The organism is Streptomyces sp. NPDC008137 (assembly GCF_042957035.1).
GTDB lineage: Bacteria > Actinomycetota > Actinomycetes > Streptomycetales > Streptomycetaceae > Streptomyces.
Genome location: NZ_JBIBHN010000004.1, coordinates 185,882 through 209,447, shown reverse-complemented (window position 1 = coordinate 209,447; position 23,566 = coordinate 185,882). Strand labels below are relative to the sequence as shown.

Genomic DNA, 23,566 nt, shown 5'->3' with positions numbered 1-23,566 from the left:
CGGCCCTCGCCCGCTTCCGGGCTACTCTCCCGACGGTGCGGTCAGCGGGACGCCCAGGCCCACCGGGGTGCCGAAGTTCGGCGTCCCGTCGGCGTTCCAGGTGAATTTCTGTGCCCGGGTCGAGCGGTTCATGTCGCAGCCCCCGCCCGCGGAACTGTTGGCGTGGTACACCATCCAGTCCTCCGTACCGTCCGGCGACTTGAAGAAGCCGTTGTGGCCGGGGCCGTACACCCCGTTGGCGTTGGACCGCTGGAACACCGGGTTCGGTGACTTGACCCAGGAGGAGGAGCTGAGCGGATCGCCGCCGTTGTACGTGAGCATGCCCAGCTTGTAGTCGGGCGTGGAGCAGTGGCTGGCGGAGTAGACGATGAAGGTCTTCCCGTTCCGCTGGAGGACCTCGGCGCCCTCGTTGACCGCGCCGCCCACCGTCTCCCAGCCGTACGTGGGGGTGGAGAGGATCCGGCGCGTGCCGCTCGCGGTCCACGGGTCGGACAGCGGCCGGATGAACATCGGCTGCGAGCCGTTGTAGAAGGTGCCGAGCAGATACAGCTTCCCGTTCAGCTGGAGGATGCCCGGGTCCAGCTCCCAGGTGTTGTCCTGCGACGGGTCGAGCAGGTCGGCCTTGAAGGTGTACGGGCCCATCGGGTCGAGTCCCGCGCTCTCCAGGACATGGATCCGCTGGGTGCCCAGGTCGAAGGGCTCCCGCCCGGCCGTGTAGTAGAAGTACCACCGCTTGCCGTTCGGGCCGTCGAGCAGATGGAACTCCGGGGCCCACATCGTGCCCGCCCCGTTGGGCCTGGTCAGATTGAAGATCACTTGTTCCGTGGCCGTGGAGAGGCCTCCCAGCGTGCGGGACTCGCGCATGGTGACCGTCGAGTTCCAGGTCGTGGTCGCCAGGTAGTAGTAGCCGTCGTGGTAGGTCAGCCAGGGGTCGGGGCCGCGCTGGGCGATCGGGTTGGTGAAGGTGCCCGGGCTCGTGCCGCCGCCGGTGAAGCCGGACAGCCGCCACACCCTGCCGTTCCCGGCGGAGCACGGCAGCTGCACCAGGCCGGTGTTCGACGCCGACGAACCCCCGCTCGGCGTCACGCACTTGCCCGAGGCCGTGGAGACCAGGTTGAAGGCCTTGTCGTCGCCGCTCGCGGCCGCCAGCCGCCACTGCTGGTTGGTGCCGCCGTGGCAGGGCCACTGGATGACGGTGGCGTTGTCCGCGGTGGACGCGCCGGAGACGTCGACGCACTGCCCGGACTGCGTGGTGATCGTGTACGTGTCACCCGAGCCGGATCCAGGGACCGGCGTGAAGCGGAAGCTCTGGTTCGCGCCGGAACCGCACGTGAACGCACGCAACTGCGTCCCGTTCGCCGACGAACCGCCCGGCAGATCCAGGCAGTTGCCGCCGTGCTGGTTCACCCCCGTCGACGTGAACGCGACGGCGGCGGCAGCGGGCTGCGGCGCCGCCAGGAAGGCGGCCATCATGGTGAGGACGCCGATGAGCGCCGACAGACATCTGAAACGGGTCACGGGCCGTACACCTTCGCTTCGAGGAGGCCGACGGAGTCGGTGCCGTTGCTGGTGAGCTGCACACGCAGCCGCGTGGTGTTCGTCGCGGTGAACGTGACCGCGTTGTACTGGTTCTTCGCCACCGGGTAGCCGCTCGCGCCGGGCACATCGACGTAGGCGCTGCCGTTCCAGTACTGGAGCTTCCAGGAGGCGGGCATGTCGATGCCCTGGTCGTCGTCGAAGAAGTAGACCTCGGCCCGGTTCAGCGTCTTCGCCGACGGCCAGGTCAGCTCGGCCCACTGCTGCCCGCTCTCCGGCCAGGTGCCCCAGCGGGTGTTGACGGTGTCGTTGGACGAGGGAGGGTCGACCCCGTCGTTGATCGCGGTGACGCTCTCCCAGGAGGAGGTGTACGAGGCGGACGCGGTGGCCGACGTCGCCAGGTTGGCGGGTGAGTGGGCGCCGCCCCGGTGGTGGACCTTGATCTCGGTGAGGCCGGTCTTCGCCCCGGAGGCGTTGGTCGCCAGAACCCGGATGCGCTGGGCGCTGATCGCGGGGAACCGCACCAGGTTGTAGTTGGCACGGGGCACGGCCGGGCTCTTGGTCTGTCCGCCGGCGTCCACCCAGGAAGTGCCGTTGTGGTACTGGATGGTGTACGACGAAGGCGCTCGGTAGGTGCCGCTCGCCGGGCGGCTGTCCTTGAAGTACAGGCGTACCTCGTTGAGCGTCCGAGGTGTACCGAGGTTCAGCTCGTACCAGTCCTGGCTGTTGGAGGAGCCGCCCGCGCCCCAGAACGGCTCGTTGGTGGGGAGCCCGTCGACCGCGCCCGAGACGGCGCCGCCCGACCCGGTGTGGGAGGCGGACGCGGTCGCCCCGGAGGCGAGGTTGGCCGGGTCGCCGGTCAGGTCGACACCGGCCTTGGCGAGCATGTCGACCATGCGGGGACTGTCCTGCACGACCTGGTTGGGGGCCTTGAGCCCGGGGACGGCCGCGCGGTGGGTGACCGTGCCCTTCGTGGTGACCTCGCCGGTGGCCGGGTCCCAGGTGAAGGGCACCAGGGTGCTGACGGTCGCGGCCCGGGTGCCGTTGACGTAGATCGAGTAGCCCTCCGGGATGCCGGGGTAGCGCACCACGCCGTCGGCCGGGTCGTCCCAGACGATCGACAGATCGGCGCCGCGGTAGCGCAGGTTGTTGACCGTGAAGTGGGACCAGCCGATGTCGATGGGGGAGAGCTCCACCTTGGCGTCGCCGCGCGGCCGCAGCCCCGCCACGTCCTCGATCACCGTCCAGTTGCTGCTGCCCAGGATGTTGTGGTGGATCCACGAGCGGTAGTCGATGCTGCTGCCGTTCCAGTCGGCCCAGAACTCGTTCGCGTCCGGCCACTGGGTGTTGCCGCCGACGTACTGCGCCCAGGTGTTCCAGTACAAGAGCTTCTTGTAGTCGGTGGCAGTCATCCAGGAGTTGGAGTAGTTGCGCAGCACTGAGGAGTACAGCCGGAACTGCACGGTGGAGTTGATGGTCGAGAAGTTGTTGGAGCCCGGCTCCCCGGCCTCGGCCGCCGCCTTCTTGTCGACCTGGTTGGCCGTGTAGAAGGGGAAGACCGGATACTGCGCCGGGTCGTCGAACAGCCGCAGCGCCTGCTTGTACGTCGCCGTGTCGGGGACGGCGCCGACCGAGAACGGGTAGTAGTTGTTGATCTCCTTCCAGGGCACCCACTCGTTGGTCGACTTCAGCCGGTGCTCGAACAGCTGCCGGCCCGGGTTCCACAGGACGTTGACGATGGCGTCCTTGATCTGGTTGGCGAGGGTGCGCATCTCGGTCGCCTTCGCCGTGTTGCCGGTCGCCTCGTAGGCCTGTGCGGCGGCGAGGGCGCCGCTGTACTGGTAGGCGGACTCGGCGCGGTCCATGTTGCCCGGCTTCCAGTGGAAGGAGACGGCGTCGGCGTCGTTGCCGGTCAAGGCGCCCCAGTCGTACTCGATGAGCTTGTTGTTGTCCCGGTCGTAGTGCGCGAGCTGGCCCTTGACGTCACCCTCGGCGTAGCGGGCGAGGCTCGCCGCGATCGCCGGCTGGCCCCCGTGGATCTGGTAGCTCTTCCACGCCGCCTCGGCGATGTACTGCGTGTAGCTGTTGGACCAGTTCTCCGGGTCCCCGGGGTTGTCCAGGAACCGGCCGCCCTTGGAGGTCTGGCCGACGCTCAGCCAGTCCCCGTAGGCGTAGGACGGGTCGCGCAGGTACTTCAGATCGTCGATGTGCATCGGCTGGGTGAGCGCGATGGCGTTGTTGTAGCCGAGGACGCCCTCCGTCGAGGTCGGGAACTGGAAGGTCTGCCCGGGGATGTCGGCGTCCAGGTGGTTGAAGCGCATCAGCCACCAGCGGTAGTAGATGTTCTTCTTGATCGCGGGCTCGGGCACGTCGATGTACGGCACGTTCTGCGCCCACCACCGGTTGTAGGCCCGGACATGGGTGGCGAACGCGGTCGCGGCCGAGTAGCCCGCGTAGGCGTCGTACTCGCTCCGCGACTCGGGGATCTCGTCGGTGACGAAGCCCATCACGACCTTCGCGGTCACCGTGGCACCGGCCGCGACCGTCACGGACCGGTTGAGTCCGCCGCTGGACACGGTGAACCCGTCACCGGTCAGCCGGGGGCGGAGTGCCGTCAGGTTGTTGTAGGCGTTGACCTGCCCGGTCAGCTCGCTGCCGCTGCCCGAAGTGGCGTAGGGCGACGTCGCCCGCAACTGGAGCGTGGTGGAGGACGAGCCGTTGTTCTTGATCGACAGGTTGGTCACGGCCACGTTGTTGTCCGTGATGAACTTCGTCTGGTCGACCGTGACCGAGCCGCTGGTGTGCACGCTCTTCCAGTGGCTGGGCGTCTGCCGGCGCTGCGCGACCTGTTCGGTGAAGGTCCCAGGGCTGAGCGCGACGGTGTAGGCGCTGTTGCCGTTGATGTTCTCCCAGTAGGCGACCTTGCCGCCGAAGCCGAACCGGGCGGGGTCGTGCTCCTTCATGAACAGCGCGCGCCCCCGGCTCATCAGCCAGGGCCCGGCCGGGTCGTTGCCCGAGCGGGCGAGCAGACGGTCCATCCAGAAGTCGGTCCCCGAACTCTCCTCGTCGTAGATCGCCCGCATCATGTCGCCCGACGTGTGGGCGACGGGCGGGGCGGGGATCGCGGGACCGCTGAAACTGGGGAAACTGATGGTCTGCGCCGCCGCGGCCGGGGTGGCGGGGACGACGCAGCAGACGGCGAGTACCAGTGCGGCCAGGAGGATCTGCGGTCTTCTCATCGGAGCTCCCTGTCCGGACCTGCAGAGCACGGAAACGACCTGAAAGGTTTTCGCAACGTAGGAGCGAGCTGACGAAGTGTCAATAGTGTCGCGAGCGACTCCAGTTGGAAAACCTTTCAGGCGGACGTTGCTCGCGAACGTATTCGACATTACGGTCCTGCGGTGATCACCCGGCGCACGCCGGAGCGGGCGTCACGAGGGGACATCGCATGCGAAACCGGCCGGCCGGCGTCATCCGCAACCCGGTGCTGCCCGGGTCCCACCCGGACCCGTCGATCCTCCGCGTGGGGCCGGACTTCTACCTGGCCACGTCGACGTTCGAGTGGTACCCGGGCGTACGACTGCACCACTCCACGGACCTGGTGCACTGGCGCCCCCTCGGCGGCGCCCTCGACGGCACCCGCCTGCTCGACCTGACCGGGTGCCCGGACTCCGGTGGCGTGTGGGCGCCCAGCCTCACCCACGCCGACGGCCTGTTCCACCTCGTCTACAGCAACGTCTCCACGTACGCCGGCGGCTTCACCGACTGCCCCAATTACCTGATCACCGCCCCCTCCGTCGAGGGCCCCTGGTCGGATCCGGTACCGCTGCACGCCCGGGGCTTCGACGCCTCCCTCTTCCACGACGGTCCCGACAGCCGACTGCTGAACCTGGTCCACGACTGGCGCCCCGGCCACGGCGGTTCGGCGGGTCTGGAGGCCCGGCGCTACGACCGTGCCGAACGCCGCCTGACCGGCGACGCCGAGCGGATCGAGCTGCCACCGCAGGCCGGCTGGATCGAGGGCCCGAACCTCTACCGCCGTGGCGACTGGTACTACCTGCTCACCGCGGACGGCGGCACGGGCTACGACCACCAGGTCACCGTCTCCCGCTCGCGCACCCTGGCGGGCCCCTACACACGCGACCCCGGCGGCCCCCTCCTCACCGCCCGCGAGCACCCCGACCTGCCCTTGCAGAAGGCCGGGCACGGCAGCCTGGTGGCGACCGGCGACGGCGGCTGGTACCTGGCCTACCTCGTGGCCCGGCCTCTCGGGCGGCGCGGACCGTGCGTCCTGGGCCGGGAGACGGCATTGGCACCCGTGACCTGGACCGCCGACGGCTGGCCGCGCGTCGAGACCGGCCTGCCCGCCCTGGAGGTGCCGGTCGGCGCCGCCTCCTTCGGGAAAGGTCACGAGGACGACACCGACGGATTCGACGGCCCGGCCCTGGGCCCCCAGTGGTCGACACTGCGCCGCCCCGCGACCCCCGACTGGGTCTCGCTCACCGAACGCCCGTCCCACCTGCGGCTTCGCGGCGGCCGGTCGCCGCAGAGCCTGGTCGAACCCAGCCTGGTGGCCCGACGGGTGACTGCGGCCCGCTGCTCGTTCGAGGCGACGATGGAGTACCGGCCCCGGACCTTCCAGCACCTGGCCGGGATCACCGCCTACTACAACACCCGCAACTGGTACTACCTGTACGTCACCGTGGACGACGCCGATCAGACCGTCCTGCGCGTCGCGAGCTGCGACCGGGGTGCGCTCAGCGTCGACGAAGCAGGTGAGGCGCCGCTCGGCGGCACCGCACGACTGCGGCTCGGCCTCGACTTCGACGGGGGAGACCTGCGCTTCCGGTACGACACCGGCCGGGGGTGGAAGCCCTTCGGCCCCGCCCTCGACGCGACGGTCCTGTCCGACGAGCACGCCGAGCACATCGAGGACGGCCAGATCCGATCCCTCGGCTTCACCGGCGCGTTCGTCGGACTGTGGGCCTGGGACCTCACCGGGGGCGGGCATCCCGCCGACTTCGACCAGGTCACGTACCTGGCCGGGGAACCAGCTCCCGTTCGATGAACCGGTTGAGGTGGTGCCGTGCTTCCTGCGTGGTCAGGGGAGGTGCCTGGCGCAGGCGTTGCAGGGCGAGACCGTCGGCGAGGGCGGCGAAGCGGGCCGTGAAGCCGTCGAGGTCGTCACCGGTGAACTCGCCGTCGGCGACGCCCCGTTCGGCCAGGGCGCGGATCTGCCGGTGCCAGGCCGCGTACCGGTCGGCCTGCCCCCGGGCGAAGGTCTCGTCCGTGCTCTGCTCGCCCACGTGCCAGAAGTCGAACCACATCCGCCAGTGCCGGTCGGTGTCCTCAGTGAACAGCGCGTCGACGAGCAGCCTCAGCGCCTCGGCCCCGCTGGTCGCGTGCTCGGCGGCCTCGCTGAGCGCCGCGTAGTACTGCTCGATGTGCAGCACCATGGCCTCGGACAAAACCTCCTGCACGCTGTCGAAGTGGTAGGTGACCGTGCCGACGGACACCCCGGCCGCGGCCGCCACGTCGCGCACGCCGACCGACTTGTAGCCGCGCTCGGCGATCAGCGGGACGGCCGCGTCGACGATGAGACGCCGCCGCACCTCGGTGGGCTGCCGGGTCCGGTCGCGGGCGGCGACGGCACGGCGCGGGCCCTTCGCGCCCTGCCGCGGCTGCTCGGCGGCCGTCATCCCGACGTCCTCGGGGTGGTGCGGTGCCATGCGCGCTCGGCCACTGTCTCTCCGTTCCCCCGTGCCTCGATACGGCTGTCCATGACGAACTCCGCGGCCGTGGCGCGCAGCTCGGTCCGGGCCATGATCTCAGCGTCCCAGTCGTCGCCGCGCCGCAGCCGGACGCGCCACTCGGAGACGCCTCGCGCCGACAGCGGGTCGTCGGTGCGGATGGTGTACGTCTCGCGGGCGCTCTCCTCGTAGCGCAGCCCGTCCGGGTACGTCCTCGACCCGCCGTATCCGGGGTCGACGTCCAGGGTCCACTCGCCCTTGGCGACGTCGTGCGTGACCAGTCGCTCGGGGCGGGGGGCGGCGGGCGTGTCGTAGATGACCGGCATCGGTACGGCCTGCTCCGGTTCCTCGAAGCGGACGGAGGCCTCGTCGGCGGCCTCGCGCACGGGCAGCAGGACCGCGCTGCCGGCCGGGACGACGTGCAGCGCCCCGCGTTCGCCGTGCGGCCACACCCAGGGCCAGTACGCGTCGGAGACGGCGACCCGGACGCGGTGGCCGGGCGGGAAGGCGTAGCCGATGCCGTTGAGGTCGAACTCGACGTCCTCGTACGTCCCCGGAGTCCACTCGACGGCGTGTTCGCGGCCCTTCCTGCTGAGCAGGTTGAGCACGCCCCGGGTGACGAGCGTGGACGAGCCGTCGGGAGCGACGTCGCACACGCGGGCGATGACATGGGCCCGCGGGGTGTCGCTGTCGAGGCGGAGCCGGACCCGCGGCCGGCCGAGGATCTCCACCCGCTGCTCCAGGGGCGCGGAGTCGAAGCAGACGGACCTGCCGTCCTCCTCGCGCTGGTCGGGCGGCAGGTCGGCGGCGTTGCCGAACGGGAAGAAGCGGCCGGCGTCGAGCCCGGTGTGCAGCGGAGAGCGCACCACGACCGGCTCGCGGCTCTCGCCGAGCGGACGGGAGTCCCAGGTGACGTCGGGGCTCGGCCACTCGGCGTCGCTCACCCAGCGGCCGGGCATCTCCTCGTGCGACGGGGAGGGCGGAACCGGGTCGTTGAGCCAGGCGCGCAGCAGCGGCTCCGCCATGACGCCCGTGTCGACGCCCTTGAGGTGCTGGTCCCACCAGCGCAGCGTCTCCTGGAGGAATCCGATGGCCGGGCCGGGCGGCAGCCCGCGGTCGGGGTACTGGTGCGACCAGGGGCCGATGATCCCCCGCACCCGTTCGCCGGGAAGGTGCTCCACGAGCCGCAGCACGGTGTCCCGGTACGGGTCGTTCCAGCCGCCGACCGCGAGGACGGCCGCGTCGATCGCCGTGTAGTCCTCGCAGACGCTGCCGTGCCGCCAGTAGTCGTCCCGCTGCTGGTGCTCCAGCCAGGTGTGCAGGAAGGGCTCGAGGGTGTCGAGACGCTCGCGCCACATGGGCAGCCAGCGGTCCGCGCCCACGTTCGCCGGGTCCGGTGGGCGTGCGGCGAAGGCGAGCATGGTCCCGGCCCACGCGAGCATGTCGATGCCGAGGACGGCACCGCCCGTGTAGTGCACGTCGTTGTCGTAGCGGTCGTCGGTGGAGCACACCGTCACGACCGCCTTGAGCGGCTCGGGGGCGAGAGCGGCGATCTGGAGCGAGTTGAAGCCGCCCCAGGAGATGCCGAACATGCCGACCCTGCCGGTGCACCAGGGCTGTGCGGCGAGCCAGTTGACGACGTCCACGCCGTCCGCGAGTTCCTGGGCGTCGTACTCGTCGCCGGGCGTGCCCTCGCTGTCGCCGTGGCCGCGGACGTCGACCCGGACGGAGGCGTAGCCGTGACCGGCGTACCAGGGGTGGCGCTGGGCGTCGCGCGGGGCGGTCCAGTCGCTCTTGCGGTACGGCAGGTACTCGAGCAGCGCGGGGACGGGGTCCGACTCGGCGTCGGCCGGGCGCCAGATCCGGGCGTGCAGGCGGGTTCTGCCGTCCCGGGTGGGTATCCACACGTCCTCGCGGACGATCTGGCGTTCGAACCGGTCGCGGTACTTCACGAAACTCCTTCTGCGACGGGAGCGGTCGGGTTGTCGTCGGGGGTGCCGGCGGGCCGCCAGCGGCGCACGCGGTGGCCGTCGCCGTGGTCGGTCCACACCTCGCCCTCCCGGGCGGCGTCGGTCCAGTCGGGGGCCGCCTCCACCGGCGGCCGGGCGTCGGGGTCGGGTTCGAGGGCGGCCGCCATCAACTGGCGCGTGTAGGGGTGCCGGGGATCCGAGAAGACGGCTTCCGTCGGGCCCTCCTCGACCACGACACCGCCCCGCAGGACGACGACACGGTCCGCGATGCCCCTGACGACGGCCAGATCGTGGCTGATGAACAGACAGGCCAGGTCGCGTTCCCGGCGCAGGTCGTCGACCAGGTGCAGCACGTCGGCCTGGACGGAGACGTCCAGCGCGGTGGTGATCTCGTCGGCGATGAGGACGTCCGGCTCGCCCGCCAGCGCCCGTGCGATGCCTATGCGCTGTCGTTGGCCGCCGGAGAGCTGGGCGGGCAGCCGGTCGGCGAAGGCCGGGTCCAGGCGTACGTCTGCGATGAGCCGCCGGGCGCGCTCGGCCGACTCCGCCCGGCCGCGGGCCGTGCCGAAGAACCGCAGCGGGCGCCGGATGGCGTCGCCCACCGAGCGCCGGGGGTTGAGCGAGGTGTCCGCGTTCTGGAAGACCAGCTGCACCCGCCGCCGCAGGGACATCGGCCGCCGCTGCGCGGGCCGGCTCAGATCGCCCGACTCGTGGGTCATGGCGCCGCCGGACGGGGTGCGCAGCCCGGCGAGGGTCCAGGCCAGCGTGGACTTGCCGCTGCCCGACTCGCCGACGAGGGCCAGGACCTCACCGCGCCGGACCTCGAAGGAGACGCCGTCCACGGCACGGGAGCTGCCGTAGGCGACGGTGACGTCCCGGGCCGAGACGGCGACCGGCGCGTCCTCGGGCACCACGGCCCGGGGCCGTGTCTCGCGCTCGCCGGTCTCCCGCACGAGGGCGAGACCGGCGTCGTCCAGTCGCGGCACGCTCGCCAGCAGCCGCTTCGTGTACGGCTCCCGGGGCAGCGCGAACAACTGCCGCGTGGGCGCCGACTCCACCACCCGGCCCGACTTGAGCACGCACACCTCGTCGGCCAGGTGCGCGACGACACCCAGATCATGGCTCACCAGCACGGCCGCCAGGCCCAGTTCGTCACGCAGCTCGGCGATCAGGTCCAGCACGCCCCGCTGGGTGACGACGTCCAGGCCGGTCGTCGGCTCGTCGAGGACCAGCACCCTGGGGCGGGCGGCGATGGCCATGGCGAGGGCGACGCGCTGCTGCTGGCCGCCGGACAGCTCGTGCGGATAGCGGCGGGCCAGCTCGGCGGGGCTCGGCAGCCGGACCTGCTCGAGCAGGTCGGTGACGGGAATGTCGCCGCCCGCCTCCGCTATCTGCCGGCCGACGCGCATCGAGGGGGTCAGCGCCTGGCCCGCGTTCTGGGCGACCATGGCGACCGTCCGGCCGCGCAGCCGCCGCAGCTCGGGCGCGGACAGGGCGAAGACGTCCCGGCCGTTCACCGTCACCGAGCCGCCGGTGACCTGGGAGCCGTGCCGCAGATGTCCGAGCAGGGCCGCGGCGAGGGTCGACTTGCCGCTGCCGGACTCGCCGACCAGCGCGAGCGTCCGGCCCGCTGCGGCCTCGACCGACACCTCGTGCACGACGGAGATCCGACGGCCGCCGGAGCGGTACGCCACGGACAGGGAGTCCACGGAGACGAGCGGGGTCATCACAGGCCCTCCCTGATCCGGTCGACGCCCCAGGCCTTGGAGAGGCCGTCGGCCGCGAGGTTGAGTCCGATCACGAGCGTGGCCAGGGCGATGATCGGCGCGACGCTCGCCATCGGCACGACGGTGATGGCGGTGCGGTTCTCGGCGACCATCAGGCCCCAGTCGGGAGTCGGCGGGTCGGCGCCGAAGCCCAGGAAGGACAGCGAGGAGATCAGCAGCACGACCCAGGAGGCACGCATCGCGAACTCGACGCACACCACGTCGACGATGTTCGGCAGGACCTCCCGGCGCAGGATCGACCAGGTGCCCTCCCCGCGGGCCCGGGCGGCGGTGACGTAGTCGGCGGGCACCACAGCCAGGGCGGCCCCGCGCACCACCCGCACCACCTGCGGGACGAACACGACGGCGACGGCGAGGACGATGACCGCCGGTCCGGTGCCGAGGGCGGTCACGACCACGAGCAGCGCCAGCACCGCCGGAACGGCCAGTACGGCGTCCAGCACCCGTCCGATCAGGTCGTCGAACCAGCCGCCGCGCAGCGCCGTGGCGCAGCCGATGACCGTGCCGAGGGCGACGCTCACGACCGTGGCGGCGACGGACACCCCGAGCGCGTACCGGCCGCCGTACAGGACACGCGCGAGGACGTCGCGGCCGTACTGGTCGGTGCCCGCCCAGTGGTCCGCGCCCGGACCGAGCAGGGCCTGCGAGGCGTCGCCCGCGATCGGGTCGTAGGAGGTGAGCAGGGGGGCGAGCAGGGCGATCACGACGTGGACGGCGACGATCGCGAGCCCCACGACGGCCGCGCGCGAGGAGCGCAGGGTGCGCCACGCTCGGGCGGCGCGCGGGGCCGGGGCGTCGGCCCGGACGGTGTCGAGCGTGGTCATCGGGTCCTCCCTCGGGTGCGGAGCCTGGGATCGAGGGCCATGGCGCCGAGGTCGGCGGCGAGGTTGCACGCGACGTAGACGACGGCGCTGATCAGGGCGATGGCCTGGATGACGGGCAGGTCCCGGTTCTGCACCGAGGAGAGCATCAGCTTGCCGATGCCCGGGTAGTTGAAGACGTTCTCGACGACGGCGACGCCGCCCAGCAGCCAGGCCACGTTGAGCGCGATCACGTGCAGGACCGGCAGCAGGGCGCTGGGCAGGGCGTGCCGGGTGACGACCCGCCAGGTGGACAGGCCCTTGAGGCGGGCGGTGGTCACATACTCGCTCGCCATCACGTCGATCACCGAGGTGCGGGCCATGCGGACGATGTAGGCGGCCATCACCACCGCGAGGGCGAGGGCCGGCAGCCACACGGCCGGAAGGAGCTGGCCGACCGTGGCGTCGGGGCCGTAGAGGACGACCGCGGGGAACCACGGCAGCGCGACCGAGAAGCACAGCACGAGGACGGTGGCCACGACGAACTCGGGGACGCTCATGCCGACGAGACTGACCGTCGAGATGAGGTGGTCGGGCCAGCGGTCGCGGTAGAGCCCGGCGAGGATGCCGAGCAGCAGCGAGCCGGTCACGGCGAACAGGATCGTGATGCCGGCGATCAGCGCCGAGTTGCCCAGGTACTGGGCGACCTCACCGCCGACCGCCTGCGTGGAGACGAGGGACGTGCCGAAGTCGCCGTGCAGGGCGCCCCACATCCAGTCGCCGTAGCGTTCGAAGGCGGGCCGGTCGAGGCCGAGGCTGCCGCGCAGTTCCGCCACCGCCTGCGGGGTCGCGTCCTTGCCGAGGACCTGGGTGGCGACGTCCCCGGGCAGGGCCTGGACGGCGAGGAACACCAGCAGCGAGGAGAGCAGGAGCGTGCCGAGCGCGGCCGCGATCCGGCGGGCGACGAAGGAGAGCATGGTCAGACTCCCTTCAGGCCGATGCCGAGGTAGTCGAACTCGAAGCCGTGCTCGGCGTAGCCGCGCACCTTGCGCGAGATGCCCACGAGCCGGTCGGCGAACATCGGGGTGATCGCACCGCCCTTGTCGATCACCCAGCTCTGCGCCTCGCCGTAGAGGTCCCGGCGTCTGGCATCGTCGGTCTCTGCGCGCGCCCGGTCGAGCAGCGCGTCGAAGCCCTTGTCGGACCAGGCGGTCTCGTTGTACGAGGACCCGCTGCGGAAGACCTGGTTGAAGAGCTGGTCGACGGGCCGGCCGGTGTACCAGTAGGTGGCCATCAGCGGCTGCTTCATCCAGATCTGTGTGTAGTACGAGTCCGCCGACGCCGTCTTGACGCGGATCCGGATACCCGCCCGCTTCGCCGACTCCTGGTAGGCGAGCGCCATGGGCGTGAAGAGGGGGTCGTACGCGGAGGTGTACAGGTCGACGGCCAGGTCCTCGTGGCCCGCCTCCCTCAGCAGGTACCGCGCCCGCTCCGGATCGTGCTCGGGGTGCGCGGAGATGTGGGACGGGTCGTCCGGGGGCACCGGGTTGTCCCAGCCGGGCCTGCCCGCGCCCTGCAGTGCCGCCTTCACGACGTGCTCGGGGTCGTAGGCGAGCTTCATGGCCTGGCGGACCCGGACGTCGGTGAAGGGCTTCTCGGTGGTGAGCATCGGCAGCACGTACCACTGGCCGTTCCTCACCCGGGCGATGGTGGCGCGGTCGGAGGCGGCCACGACGCGGGCGGTGGCGAAGTCCAGGTTGGTCTGGGACAGCAGGTCGACCTGCCCGGCGAGCAGGGCGTTCGAGCGGGCCGACATGTCCGCGACCGAGTAGAAGGCGATCGCGTCGAGCACCGGGCGGCCCGCCCAGTGGTCCTTGTACGCGGTGACGCGGCCGGGACCGGCCGGCGCGAAGGACTCCAGCTTGAAGGGCCCGGTGCCGATGCCTGTGCGGCCGATGGACTTGCCGCTGCCCTCGGGGACGACGTAGCAGTTGTAGTGCGTGAGCAGGCTCGGGAACTCGGCGTTCGGCGACTTCAGCGGCACGACGAGGGTGTGCGCGTCGGGTGTGCGCAGCCGCCCGGGGTCGACGAGCGGGGCGAGGACGCCTGCCTGCGGGGACGCCGTCGCCTTGTCCAGGATGTGCCGCAGCGTGTAGGCGGCGTCGGCGGAGGTGAAGACCCGGCCGTCGTGGAAGGTGACGCCCTTGCGGAGCCGGAAGGTCCAGGTGCGCGCCGCGCTGTCCGGCTCCCAGGACTCGGCGAGGTCGGGAGCCACCTCGCCGCCCGTACCGATACGGACCAGCCGGTTGTAGAGGGCGCCCAGGTACTCGTAGGCGGACAGGGAGCTCGCCGGGTCGAGGGTCTCGGCGTCGGAGGCCGGCGGGCGGGCGATCCGCAAGGTCCCGCCGCGGTCGGGCGCGCCGCGCAGGGCGGCGGCCGGCAGGACGGGTGCGGCGGTGGCGCCCGAACAGCCGGACAGCAGCCAGGACGCGCCGAGCGAGGCCGCACAGGCGGTGCCCGCGGCGAGCACCGAGCGGCGCCCCGGGTGGTGCATGCCGGACATGAACCGACCCTCCCTGTCGCTATTCGTTCACTGAACGATTGAGTGAAGTCCGTGAACGATAACGAGCGGGCGGTTTCAAGCCAACCCTTCCGGCTGTGAAGAAGTCGTCACAAACGCAACGGCGGGTCCGGGGTCGAATGCGATCCGGGCCGCGTGACCGGCCGCCTTGCCCCCTTCGTGTGCCTGACGCAGGCTGGTCCTATGGCTGAGCAAGCCGGCCCCACGCTGATCACGTCGGTCCAGCGGGCCATGCGCCTGCTGGAGGCCGTCAGCGCGCACGAGAACGGCGCGCCGGCGAAGCAGCTGGCGCGGGAGACGGGCCTGCCCCTGGCCACCGCCTATCACCTGCTGCGAACACTGGTCCATGACGGTTACGTGCGGAAGCTGGACGACGGCGGGTTCGTCCTCGGTGACAAGCTGCAAACGCTGAAGACCACCGGCCGGGCGCAGGCGCTGCTGAACCGGGTCCGGCCCACGCTCGCCGCGCTGCGGGACGAGCTCACGTCCGCCGCCTACCTCACCTTCTACGAGGACGGCGAGATCCGGGTCGCCGAGATCGTCGACGGTCCCGGGACGCCCCGAGTCGATCTCTGGGTGGGCTTCGAGGACGCGGGACACGCGACCGCGCTCGGCAAGTCCGTGCTGCGGGAACTGGACGTCGAGGCCCGCAAGGACTACCTCTCCCGCCACCAGCTCGCCGACCTCACGCCACGGACGATCACCAGCCTGCCGGAACTGCTCCGGCGGCTGGAAACCGCCCCCATGGCCCCGGCCGTCACGGACCTGGAGGAGTACTCCCTCGGCACGGTCTGCGTCGCCGTCCCGGTCTACAGCGGGGACACCATCGGTTCCCTCGGTGTCTCACTCCCGGTGAACCGGCTCTCCCGGCTGACGGAGGCTCGGGAGCGGCTGCTGCCGACCGCGAGCCGGGTGACCCGGAGCCTCTCGCTCACTATCTGAAAACCGGCTTCTTGCCGGTGCCCCAGGCCACCCCTTTACCTGGATAAAGCAGACATTTCAGGGGTGCGCCTTTCAGACCCGCGCCCCGCGCACAGGTGAGGGACCCGGATACAGACATGAGCCATGCGCGTGACCTTGGTGCCGACCACCGGCCCGCGGGGCCGTCCAGCAGTCGAGTGGCCGGTGCCGGGGATTCGGCCCGCAGGCGCGCCCTCGCGCAGCTGGCCGCCGGTGTGCCCGTCCTGCCCGTACTGGTCGTCACGGCCGTCCTGCTCGCCGACCTCGCCGACGGCGCGGGGATGATCTGGCTGCCCCTGCTCGCCGCCGGCCCCGCCCTCGCGGCCACGACCAACGGGCCGCGAGGCGTCGTCTGTGTGGGTCTCCTCGCCGGGGTGCTCGGCGCGCTGCTCGGGGTCCGGGGCGGCGTCCCGAGCCGTGAACTGGCCGCGGTCCTGGCGGCCCTGATGGCCGTCACGCTCGCGAGCGGCCTCGCCAGTGTCCTGCGCGGGCGCCGCGAACGGGTGCTCGCAGCAGTCCGCTCGGTCGCGGAGACCGCCCAGCACGCGCTGCTCCGGCCCGTACCGGCGAACGTCGGTCCCTTCCAGGTGGCCGTCCGCTACAGCGCCGCGGCCGCCGAGGCCCGCATCGGCGGCGACCTCTACGCCCTGATACCCACCCGGCACGGGGTGCGGCTGATCGTCGGCGATGTGCGCGGCAAGGGCCTGCCCGCCGTGGGGACGGCCGCGCTGGTGCTGGGTGTCTTCCGCGAGGCCGCCCATGACGAGCCCGACCTGCTCGCCGTGGTCGAGAGGATCGAACGCAGCCTGACGCGCAATCTCGGCCACGACGACTTCGTGACCGCCATCGTCGCCGGATACCCGGAGCCCGGACAGCTGGAGGTCGTGAACTGCGGGCACACGCCCCCGCTGCTGGTGAGCGCATCGGGGAGCGTCACACCCGTCGAGCCCGACCTGCCGTCCCCGCCCCTCGGCCTGCGCGCCCTGGCCGGTCACGCGCCCGGCCTCCAGTCGCTCCCGTTCGCCGACGGCGACCAACTGCTGCTCTACACCGACGGCGTCACCGAGGCCCGCGACCACGGCCGGGCCTTCTACCCGCTCGCCGAAGGCCTGGAACGCCATGTCTCCCACGAGCCGGCCCGCACCCTCGGCGCACTCCACGACGAACTGCTGGCCCACGTCGGCGGACGGCTGCACGACGACGCGGCCCTGCTCCTGATCCGCAAGCCCGCCGCCTCCGAGGCAGGCGTCACGGCGGCGATCGAGTCGGGCACGGGCAGCACGGCTCAGGTTCCGGCGTGCGAGGTGGGGTGCCGCTGACGCTCGTCGTGTGACCGCGGGCGGCGGGTGAGCCGGCGGCCCCAGGCCTGGCCGGGCACTTCGACCCGACGGTGGGTCACCAGGCACAGCGGCAGCAGCACGCCGAAGAACGCCACTTCGAGCGCGAGACTGTCCTGCCGCCGTCTGCCCGTCGTGCTGTCGATCACCGCCAGCAGTACGGGGTGCACCAGATAGACCGAATAGCTGATCGTTCCCAGGCCGGTCAGCACCCGGGGTATGCGCCGGCGGCGGGACCACACTCCGGCGCCGAAGGTGAGCACGGCCAGCAGGAACGCGACGATCCAGCCGTGCCGCGTGAAGTGGTCACCGTCGCCGTACCAGCAGGCACTCCCCACGGCGCAGGCGACCACCAGGAGAGCAGTTCCGGCCGCGTCGCGCCAGGTGATCTGACCGTGCTCGGCCCGGTAGACGGCTGTGCCGAGGAACATCACGGCGAGGATCACCAGCCCCTCCCACAGGGGGACGGTGCCGTTGAACGAGACCAGGAGGAGCGCCAGCACGCCCCCCAGCACACCCCCGAACATGCGCAGCGCGGGTGACCCGGCGCTCGCGCAGCCGATGGCGACGACCATGGCGATCGAGGCGAACGCGATCAGCGGGCCGGTGCCCACCAGGCCGGACAGAGCGGAGACCGGCAGCACGGCCCCTGCCGCCACGCTGATGGCGGCGAGCCCGGCCAGGACGACGGACACCGCCGCCGACCGCTGGTGCAGCCGGACCGTGAACAGGGCGACGACCAGCAGGTAGAAGGACATCTCGTACGAGAGCGTCCACAGGACGAGCAGGAGATTGGGTGTCCCCAGTAACTCCTGCAGCATCGTGGCATGGGCGACCGCCACGGTGACGGCGCCCTGCCCACCGAGGTCACGCAGCTCCGCGACGCCTGTGACACCGAGGGCGAGAAGTACGGCGACGACGGCCGCCCACAGCGGATACACGCGGAAGATCCGTCCGATCCAGAACGTCCGGACACAGCCCCGGCGCTCCAGCGAGGCGGGGATGACGTAGCCGCTCACCAGGAAGAACACCATGATGCCGTAGCGGCTGGTGTTGAACTCCGGCATCAGCTCCCGCCGGAACTCCGGCATGAAGGTGTACGACGAGTGGTCGAACACCACGACGAGTGCGGCGATGCCGCGCAACGCGTCCAGCCAGCCCAAGCGCGACAGACGCGTCGGGGAAGCCGGGTCGAGGGGTGGGGATTCCATGCGGCCGAGTTCAGCGGCTTGATCATTGTTCGGCAGTACGGTTCTGGCGGCCTGACAATGGGCGGGCCGGAGGGGGTGCGGGGGTGGCGGGACGTCATGAGGTGCCGGTGGATCCGGCGGCGGGACCGGTGCAGCGGTTCGCGTTCGAGTTACGCAAGCTGAGAGCGGAGGCGGACGGGATCACCTACCGGGCGCTGGCCCGGCGTGCGGGCTACTCGGTGACCACGCTCGCGCAGGCGGCAGGAGGTGAGCGGCTGCCGACGCTGCCGGTGGCCCTCGCCTACGCGGAGGCGTGCGGCGGAGACCCGGCCGAATGGGAGGCCCGGTGGAAGGAGGCGGTGGAGGAGTCCGCCGGTGACGAATCCCGGGACGACGACGGATCCCTCCCGCCGTACCGGGGACTGGCACGGTTCGAGACGGGCGACAGCGGCCTGTTCTTCGGCCGGGAACAGCTCACCGACGACCTGGTCGAGCTGTTGCGCCGACGGCGGTTCGCCGCGGTCTTCGGACCCTCCGGCAGTGGCAAGTCCTCCCTGTTACGGGCCGGCTTGATACCCGTGCTCCGGCACGCCCAGGAGCCGGACCTGCGCCCGGCCGCGATCCGGATCCTGACACCGGGCGAACGCCCCGCGCGCAACCACTCATCCCTGTTGGTCCCCGCGACACCTCACGACGGCAGCGCCGGAGCGGACACCTTCCTGATAGTCGACCAGTTCGAGGAGGTCTTCACGCTCTGCCACGACGCGGCCGAACGCGCCCGCTTCATCGACCTGCTGCTGAGGGCCCGGCAGCCGGAGAGCCGACTGCGGGTGCTGCTGGCGGTACGCGGCGACTTCTACGGCCGTTGCGCCGAGCACCGCGGCCTGGCCGACGCACTGCGTGATGCCAACCTCCTGGCCGGAGCGATGAGCAGGGCGGAATTGCGGGCCGCTGTCGTCAAACCGGCCAAGGCCGCCGGACTGACCGTGGAACGCGCCCTCACCGCCCGGCTGGTCGAGGAGGTCGCCGACGCGCCGGGCGGACTGCCACTGCTGTCCCACGCGTTGCTGGAGACCTGGCGCCGCCGCCGCGGCAAGACACTGACCCTGGCGGGGTACGAGGCGGCCGGCTGCCTGGACGGTGCGATCGCCCGGACCGCGGAGGAGGTCCACGGCCGGTTCACCGACGACCAGGCGGTAGCCGCCCGGCGGGTGTTGCTGCGTCTGGTCGCCCCCGGATGGGGGTCCCCCCGCTCGAGCGAAGCCGAGAGTGGGGGAGGCACCCCCGACACTCGCCGTCCCGTCGACCGCGCGGAACTGTCCGGCACCGGCCGGGACGACACCGCCCGGGTGGTCGACGCCCTCGCCGGGGCGCGGCTGCTCACCCTGGACGGCGACACGGTCGAGATGGCCCACGAGGCCCTGATCACGGCCTGGCCCCGTCTGCGCGGGTGGATCGAGGAAGACCGCGAACGCCTCCGTGTGCACCGGGACCTCACCGAAGCGGCCCACGCCTGGCAGGAACTGGGTCGCGAGGAGGGGGCGTTGTGCCGGGGGATTCGGCTCGCCGCCGCGCAGGAACACTTCGGTGGCGCATCGCGCGAGGAGCTGACCGGCCTGGAGCGTGCCTTCCTCGACGCGAGTGGTGTCCACGAGCGGAAGGGCCGTCGCCGGTACCGGCTGGTGCTCACGGCGGTCACCGCCGCGCTGTGCCTCGCGCTTGTCGCCGCCGGTCTCGCCGTGGGGCAGTGGGAGAGCGCGGTGACGGCCCAGCACGTGGCTCAGTCACGTCAGTTGGCCGCGCAGTCCGGGGCGTTGCTGGAATCTGAACCTGATCTGGCGTCGCTGCTCGCTGTGCATGCGTACCGCATCAGTCCTACGCGCGAGGCCGCCGCCGCGCTGTATGACGCCGGGGCGTTGCCGCTGAGCGAGCGTCTGGTCAGTGGGAAGGAACCCGTGCGTTCCCTCACTGTCAGCACGGACGGACGTACCGTCGCCACCCACAGCAAAGACGGCAAGGTGCGGATCTGGGAACTGCCTGGGGGACGGCTCCGGCACACTTTCACTGTGCCTGGCTCCGGTGATGTCGCGGCGCTCAGCGCCGAGGGACGCACCCTCGCAGTCGCGACCTCCGGTGACGCCGGCGCGGTGATCGGACTTTGGGATCCGGCCACCGGCAGGAGAATCCGTACCGTCACCGTCCCCGAGGGTGCGGTAAGGGCAACGGAGTTCAGCCCCGACGGGCGTACCGTGGCAGCCGCATCCGCGTCGACCGTACGTGTGTGGGACGTGGCCACCGGCCGCACTCGGCTCAACTTCACCAGCGAGGGCTCACGGGCGGTTGCCTTCGGCCCCCACGGAGACACTGTCGTCGCGGCAAGCTACAACGGACAGGTGCGGGTGGGAGACTTGGCCACCGGCCGGACCCGGACCGCCCACGAGACCCCGAGAGATGGCTATGTTGTTGCCATCAGCCCCGACGGCCGGACCTACGCTGTAGTCCCCGCCGACAGGTCGTGGGTGCAATTGCGGGAGGTAGCCACCGGCAAACTCCGGCGCACCATCAGTGACAGACCCATCGGCGTGGACGACGTGGCCTTCGCGCCGGACGGGCGCACCCTCGCAGTCCGGGGCGTTGCGGACACGGTGCGACTGTGGGACACCGCGTCCGGCGCGGCGCGAGGCACCGTGAACGCCGATCATCGTAGTCGGGGACTGACGGACATGGCCCTCTGTCTGGACGGCCGCACCCTGGTGACCAGCAGCAGCCGGGACTCCGCCATCCGTATCCACCGGCTGTCTGCCGATCGCCCGCGACTCAGACTGCCGGGCGATGCCGCCACGTTCATCTCCGACATCGCATTCAGTCCGGAGGGACACACGGCGGCGACGGTTCGCCAAGCACCGCCCGGCCGTGGGGCGGTAGAGCTGTGGGATGCCAGCACCGGCGACCGCGACGACGTACTGACGCTCGACACCGAACCGGCACCCCGGCGAGAGGAAATCCCGTTCACGGTCAGCCGCTTCGGAACGGTGGGGTTCAGCCGGAGCGGACGCGCTCTCGCCGCCCGGGCCACCAAGAACGAGGTGATCGAAGTCCGGGAGGTCACTACGAGCCGCCTTCTTCAACGCCGTGCCCTGCGCAACATCGACACGGCGGTGTTCAGCCCTGACGGGACACGGCTCGCCCTTGTGAGCCACGACGGATCGGTTCGGATCTGGCACCTTTCGAGCGGCGCACTGCACACCGCCTACCCGGGCCACGACGAACCCGCCAGGACGCTGGCGTTCGCCCCGGACGGCCGCACACTCGCCGTCGCACACATCAAAGCGGGCCACGAACAGGTCAGACTGCTCGACGCCGCCACCGGCCGAATCCAGCGCACCATCAAGCCGAGCGCCGGTGACCTGCTGTCTCTCGCCTTCAGCCCGGACGGAGACACCCTGGCCACCGCAAGCAGCGCCAAGGGAGCCGTGAAGACGTGGAACGCGCGCACCGGCCAGCTCCGGGACAGCTTCAACGTCAGCGGTGACGTGGCGGCGCTGGCCTTCAGCTCGGATGGCAGCACTCTTGCCGCGAGCAACGAACGAGGAGTCCACCTGTGGGACCTCGCCACCAGCCAGATCAGAAGAACCCTGCCGATCCGCCCGCAAGCAGGGGCGGTGAGGTTCAGCCCGGACGGCCACACCCTGGCCATCAGCGTGGGCCCCTCCGTCGAGCTGTGGAACATCGAACTGCCCGACCCGGCCCGCGCGATCCGCGACATCTGCGCGGCCATCGACACCACGCTCACCCCACTGGAACAGTCCCGCTATCTGCCCGACCAGTCCACTGAAACCGGCTGCCCGGCAGCCAAGGGCTAGGACGTCACCGCAGGTCCTTCACCCGCCGCAGCTTGCCCACCGACCGTTCCAGCGTCTCCGGTTCCACGATCTCCACGTCGACCGTGACGCCGACGCCGTCCTTGACGCCACCCGCGATCGCGCGGGCCGCGGCCTCGCGCCGGTCGGCGGGCGTGCCCGGGCGGGTCTCGACGTGGACGGTCATGTGGTCCATGCGGCCGCGCCGGGTCAGCTGGATCTGGAAGTGCGGGGCGACGCCGGGCGTGCGCAGGACGATCTCCTCGATCTGGCTCGGGAAGACGTTCACCCCGCGCAGGATGATCATGTCGTCGCAGCGGCCGGTGATCTTCTGGATGCGGCGGAAGGCGGGCCGGGCCGTGCCGGGCAGCAGCCGGGTCAGGTCGCGGGTGCGGTAGCGGACGACCGGCAACGCCTCCTTGGTCAGGGACGTGAAGACCAGCTCGCCCTCCTCGCCCTCGGGCAGCACCTCACCCGTGAGGGGGTCGACGACCTCGGGATAGAAGTGGTCCTCCCAGACGTGCAGGCCGTCCTTGGTCTCCACGCACTCCTGCGCGACCCCCGGGCCGATCACCTCGGACAGGCCGTATATGTCGACGGCGTGGAGGTCCATGCGCTCCTCGATCTCGCGGCGCATCTCCTCCGTCCAGGGCTCGGCGCCGAAGATGCCCACCCGCAGGGACGTGGAGCGCGGGTCGACGCCCTGTCGCTCGAACTCGTCGAGGAGCGTCAGCATGTAGGACGGCGTCACCATGATGATCTCGGGCGCGAAGTCCTGGATGATCTGCACCTGGCGTGCGGTCATGCCCCCGGAGGCAGGGATCACCAGACAGCCGGCGCGCTCCGCGCCGTAGTGCGCGCCGAGGCCTCCGGTGAACAGCCCATAGCCGTAGGAGATGTGGACCTTGTGTCCCCGCCGCCCGCCGGCGGCGCGGATCGAGCGGGCGACGAGGTCCGCCCACATCGAGATGTCGTTCTCCGTGTAGCCGACGACCGTGGGGCGGCCCGTGGTGCCGCTGGAGGCGTGGACGCGGCTGACTCGGTCCATGGGGACGGCGAACATGCCGAACGGGTAGGTGTCGCGCAGATCGGCCTTGGTCGTGAAGGGGAACCGGGACAGGTCCTCCAGCGACCGGCAGTCCTCGGGCGTGACCCCGGCGGCGTCGAACTTCTTCCGGTACGTCTCCACGTTGTCGTAGGCGTGCCGCAGGCTCCGGCGCAGCCGGTCGAGCTGGAGCTCGCGCAGCTGCTCGCGCGTGAGGCGCTCGGCGTCGTCCAGCAGATCGTCGTCCCGCAGATCGCGGGGGAGGGGCTCACCGGTCATCGCGACTCCTTCGACGTCGTGCGCGCGCTCGGGCTCGTCCTCGCGCTCCCGATGGTGCGGCTGCGGCCCCGGAACTCCGCGATCACCTCGTCGCCTCGCAGCACGCTCACGTCGTAGAGGCCGCTGCGGCCGCACCGGGTGCGTTCCTCGGCCCGCGCCACGAGTACGTCGCCCTCGTACGCCGGGGCCACGAAGGTGACGTCGGCCCCGGCCGCGACGGTCACGGGGCCGTGGCTGTTGCAGGCGCAGGCGAAGGCGCTGTCGGCGAGCAGGAAGACGTAGCCCCCGTGGGCGATGCCGTGCCCGTTCACCATCCCCGGGGTCACGGTCATCCGGAGCACGGCGGTTCCCTCGCCCTGCTCGAGCAGCTCGACACCGAGCCCGCGGGAGGCCTGGTCCGCGGCGAACATCGCCTCCGCGGCCGGCGTCGCGTCAGCGGTATGGGCCACCTCTCGCACCACCTTGTCTACC

General features: G+C 71.3%; 15 protein-coding genes. 4 read left to right on the top strand and 11 right to left on the bottom strand.

The window, feature by feature from the left end:
• Positions 1-21 precede the first annotated feature (21 nt).
• Both ACFZBT_RS09070 and ACFZBT_RS09065 read right to left on the bottom strand, forming a co-directional pair.
• Positions 22-1,518, bottom strand: a complete 1,497-nt coding sequence (locus tag ACFZBT_RS09070) for a family 43 glycosylhydrolase (RefSeq protein ID WP_391100292.1) — start codon at positions 1,516-1,518, stop codon at positions 22-24.
• Entirely contained in the window at positions 1,515-4,775 is a 3,261-nt protein-coding gene (locus ACFZBT_RS09065) for a discoidin domain-containing protein (RefSeq protein ID WP_391100290.1), read from the bottom strand. Before ACFZBT_RS09065 ends, ACFZBT_RS09070 begins: the two co-directional genes overlap by 4 nt.
• 209 nt (positions 4,776-4,984) lie before the next feature.
• Here ACFZBT_RS09065 and ACFZBT_RS09060 point away from each other — a divergent pair, with 209 nt between their 5' ends.
• Positions 4,985-6,604, top strand: coding sequence for a family 43 glycosylhydrolase (locus tag ACFZBT_RS09060; protein WP_391100287.1), 1,620 nt, complete (start codon positions 4,985-4,987; stop codon positions 6,602-6,604).
• Here the strand turns inward: ACFZBT_RS09060 and ACFZBT_RS09055 are convergent.
• Genes ACFZBT_RS09055 through ACFZBT_RS09030 form a run of 6 tightly spaced genes read right to left on the bottom strand, consistent with a single transcriptional unit; the run spans position 6,567 to position 14,406 of the window.
• On the bottom strand, positions 6,567-7,265 hold the full coding sequence (locus ACFZBT_RS09055; protein WP_391100284.1) for a TetR family transcriptional regulator C-terminal domain-containing protein: 699 nt from the start codon (positions 7,263-7,265) through the stop codon (positions 6,567-6,569). The two genes, ACFZBT_RS09060 and ACFZBT_RS09055, sit on opposite strands and share 38 nt — an antisense overlap.
• The gene (locus tag ACFZBT_RS09050) at positions 7,232-9,238 is read right to left on the bottom strand and encodes a CocE/NonD family hydrolase (RefSeq protein WP_391100281.1); all 2,007 of its coding nucleotides are present in this window, start codon (positions 9,236-9,238) and stop codon (positions 7,232-7,234) included. Before ACFZBT_RS09050 ends, ACFZBT_RS09055 begins: the two co-directional genes overlap by 34 nt.
• Positions 9,235-10,983: a dipeptide ABC transporter ATP-binding protein gene (locus tag ACFZBT_RS09045; RefSeq protein WP_391100278.1), complete on the bottom strand. Its 1,749-nt coding sequence runs from the start codon at positions 10,981-10,983 to the stop codon at positions 9,235-9,237. The genes ACFZBT_RS09050 and ACFZBT_RS09045 overlap by 4 nt, the downstream gene beginning before the upstream one ends.
• Positions 10,983-11,867: an ABC transporter permease subunit gene (locus ACFZBT_RS09040; RefSeq protein ID WP_391100276.1), complete on the bottom strand. Its 885-nt coding sequence runs from the start codon at positions 11,865-11,867 to the stop codon at positions 10,983-10,985. The genes ACFZBT_RS09045 and ACFZBT_RS09040 overlap by 1 nt, the downstream gene beginning before the upstream one ends.
• On the bottom strand, positions 11,864-12,820 hold the full coding sequence (locus ACFZBT_RS09035; RefSeq protein ID WP_391100274.1) for an ABC transporter permease subunit: 957 nt from the start codon (positions 12,818-12,820) through the stop codon (positions 11,864-11,866). The genes ACFZBT_RS09040 and ACFZBT_RS09035 overlap by 4 nt, the downstream gene beginning before the upstream one ends.
• A 2-nt stretch (positions 12,821-12,822) precedes the next feature.
• Entirely contained in the window at positions 12,823-14,406 is a 1,584-nt protein-coding gene (locus tag ACFZBT_RS09030; protein ID WP_391100272.1) for an ABC transporter substrate-binding protein, read from the bottom strand.
• Positions 14,407-14,607: 201 nt separating this feature from the next.
• Here ACFZBT_RS09030 and ACFZBT_RS09025 point away from each other — a divergent pair, with 201 nt between their 5' ends.
• Both ACFZBT_RS09025 and ACFZBT_RS09020 read left to right on the top strand, forming a co-directional pair.
• Positions 14,608-15,366, top strand: coding sequence for an IclR family transcriptional regulator C-terminal domain-containing protein (locus ACFZBT_RS09025; RefSeq protein WP_391100270.1), 759 nt, complete (start codon positions 14,608-14,610; stop codon positions 15,364-15,366).
• Between the two features lie 116 nt (positions 15,367-15,482).
• On the top strand, positions 15,483-16,703 hold the full coding sequence (locus tag ACFZBT_RS09020; RefSeq protein WP_391100267.1) for a SpoIIE family protein phosphatase: 1,221 nt from the start codon (positions 15,483-15,485) through the stop codon (positions 16,701-16,703).
• On the opposite strand, the gene ACFZBT_RS09015 is transcribed toward ACFZBT_RS09020, so the two are convergent.
• On the bottom strand, positions 16,670-17,932 hold the full coding sequence (locus ACFZBT_RS09015; RefSeq protein WP_391100265.1) for an acyltransferase family protein: 1,263 nt from the start codon (positions 17,930-17,932) through the stop codon (positions 16,670-16,672). The two genes, ACFZBT_RS09020 and ACFZBT_RS09015, sit on opposite strands and share 34 nt — an antisense overlap.
• A gap of 83 nt (positions 17,933-18,015) precedes the next feature.
• Here ACFZBT_RS09015 and ACFZBT_RS09010 point away from each other — a divergent pair, with 83 nt between their 5' ends.
• Positions 18,016-21,774 (top strand): helix-turn-helix domain-containing protein, encoded by a 3,759-nt coding sequence (locus tag ACFZBT_RS09010; RefSeq protein ID WP_391100263.1) that lies wholly within the window; start codon positions 18,016-18,018, stop codon positions 21,772-21,774.
• Between the two features lie 4 nt (positions 21,775-21,778).
• Here ACFZBT_RS09010 and paaK read toward each other — a convergent pair whose 3' ends face one another.
• The gene (paaK, locus tag ACFZBT_RS09005) at positions 21,779-23,095 is read right to left on the bottom strand and encodes a phenylacetate--CoA ligase PaaK (protein ID WP_391100260.1); all 1,317 of its coding nucleotides are present in this window, start codon (positions 23,093-23,095) and stop codon (positions 21,779-21,781) included.
• Entirely contained in the window at positions 23,092-23,505 is a 414-nt protein-coding gene (gene paaI, locus ACFZBT_RS09000; protein WP_391100725.1) for a hydroxyphenylacetyl-CoA thioesterase PaaI, read from the bottom strand. The genes paaK and paaI overlap by 4 nt, the downstream gene beginning before the upstream one ends.
• Positions 23,506-23,566 lie beyond the last annotated feature (61 nt).

Excerpts from the sequence above, each read along its gene's own strand:
- ACFZBT_RS09055 (WP_391100284.1), bottom strand. The coding sequence starts at position 7,265 with ATGGCACCGCACCACCCCGAGGACGTCGGGATGACGGCCGCCGAGCAG.
- ACFZBT_RS09060 (WP_391100287.1), top strand. The coding sequence starts at position 4,985 with ATGCGAAACCGGCCGGCCGGCGTCATCCGCAACCCGGTGCTGCCCGGG.
- ACFZBT_RS09035 (WP_391100274.1), bottom strand. The coding sequence starts at position 12,820 with ATGCTCTCCTTCGTCGCCCGCCGGATCGCGGCCGCGCTCGGCACGCTC.
- ACFZBT_RS09020 (WP_391100267.1), top strand. The coding sequence starts at position 15,483 with ATGAGCCATGCGCGTGACCTTGGTGCCGACCACCGGCCCGCGGGGCCG.
- ACFZBT_RS09065 (WP_391100290.1), bottom strand. The coding sequence starts at position 4,775 with ATGAGAAGACCGCAGATCCTCCTGGCCGCACTGGTACTCGCCGTCTGC.
- paaK (WP_391100260.1), bottom strand. The coding sequence starts at position 23,095 with ATGACCGGTGAGCCCCTCCCCCGCGATCTGCGGGACGACGATCTGCTG.
- ACFZBT_RS09045 (WP_391100278.1), bottom strand. The coding sequence starts at position 10,983 with ATGACCCCGCTCGTCTCCGTGGACTCCCTGTCCGTGGCGTACCGCTCC.
- paaI (WP_391100725.1), bottom strand. The coding sequence starts at position 23,505 with ATGTTCGCCGCGGACCAGGCCTCCCGCGGGCTCGGTGTCGAGCTGCTC.
- ACFZBT_RS09015 (WP_391100265.1), bottom strand. The coding sequence starts at position 17,932 with ATGGAATCCCCACCCCTCGACCCGGCTTCCCCGACGCGTCTGTCGCGC.
- ACFZBT_RS09040 (WP_391100276.1), bottom strand. The coding sequence starts at position 11,867 with ATGACCACGCTCGACACCGTCCGGGCCGACGCCCCGGCCCCGCGCGCC.
- ACFZBT_RS09030 (WP_391100272.1), bottom strand. The coding sequence starts at position 14,406 with ATGTCCGGCATGCACCACCCGGGGCGCCGCTCGGTGCTCGCCGCGGGC.
- ACFZBT_RS09025 (WP_391100270.1), top strand. The coding sequence starts at position 14,608 with ATGGCTGAGCAAGCCGGCCCCACGCTGATCACGTCGGTCCAGCGGGCC.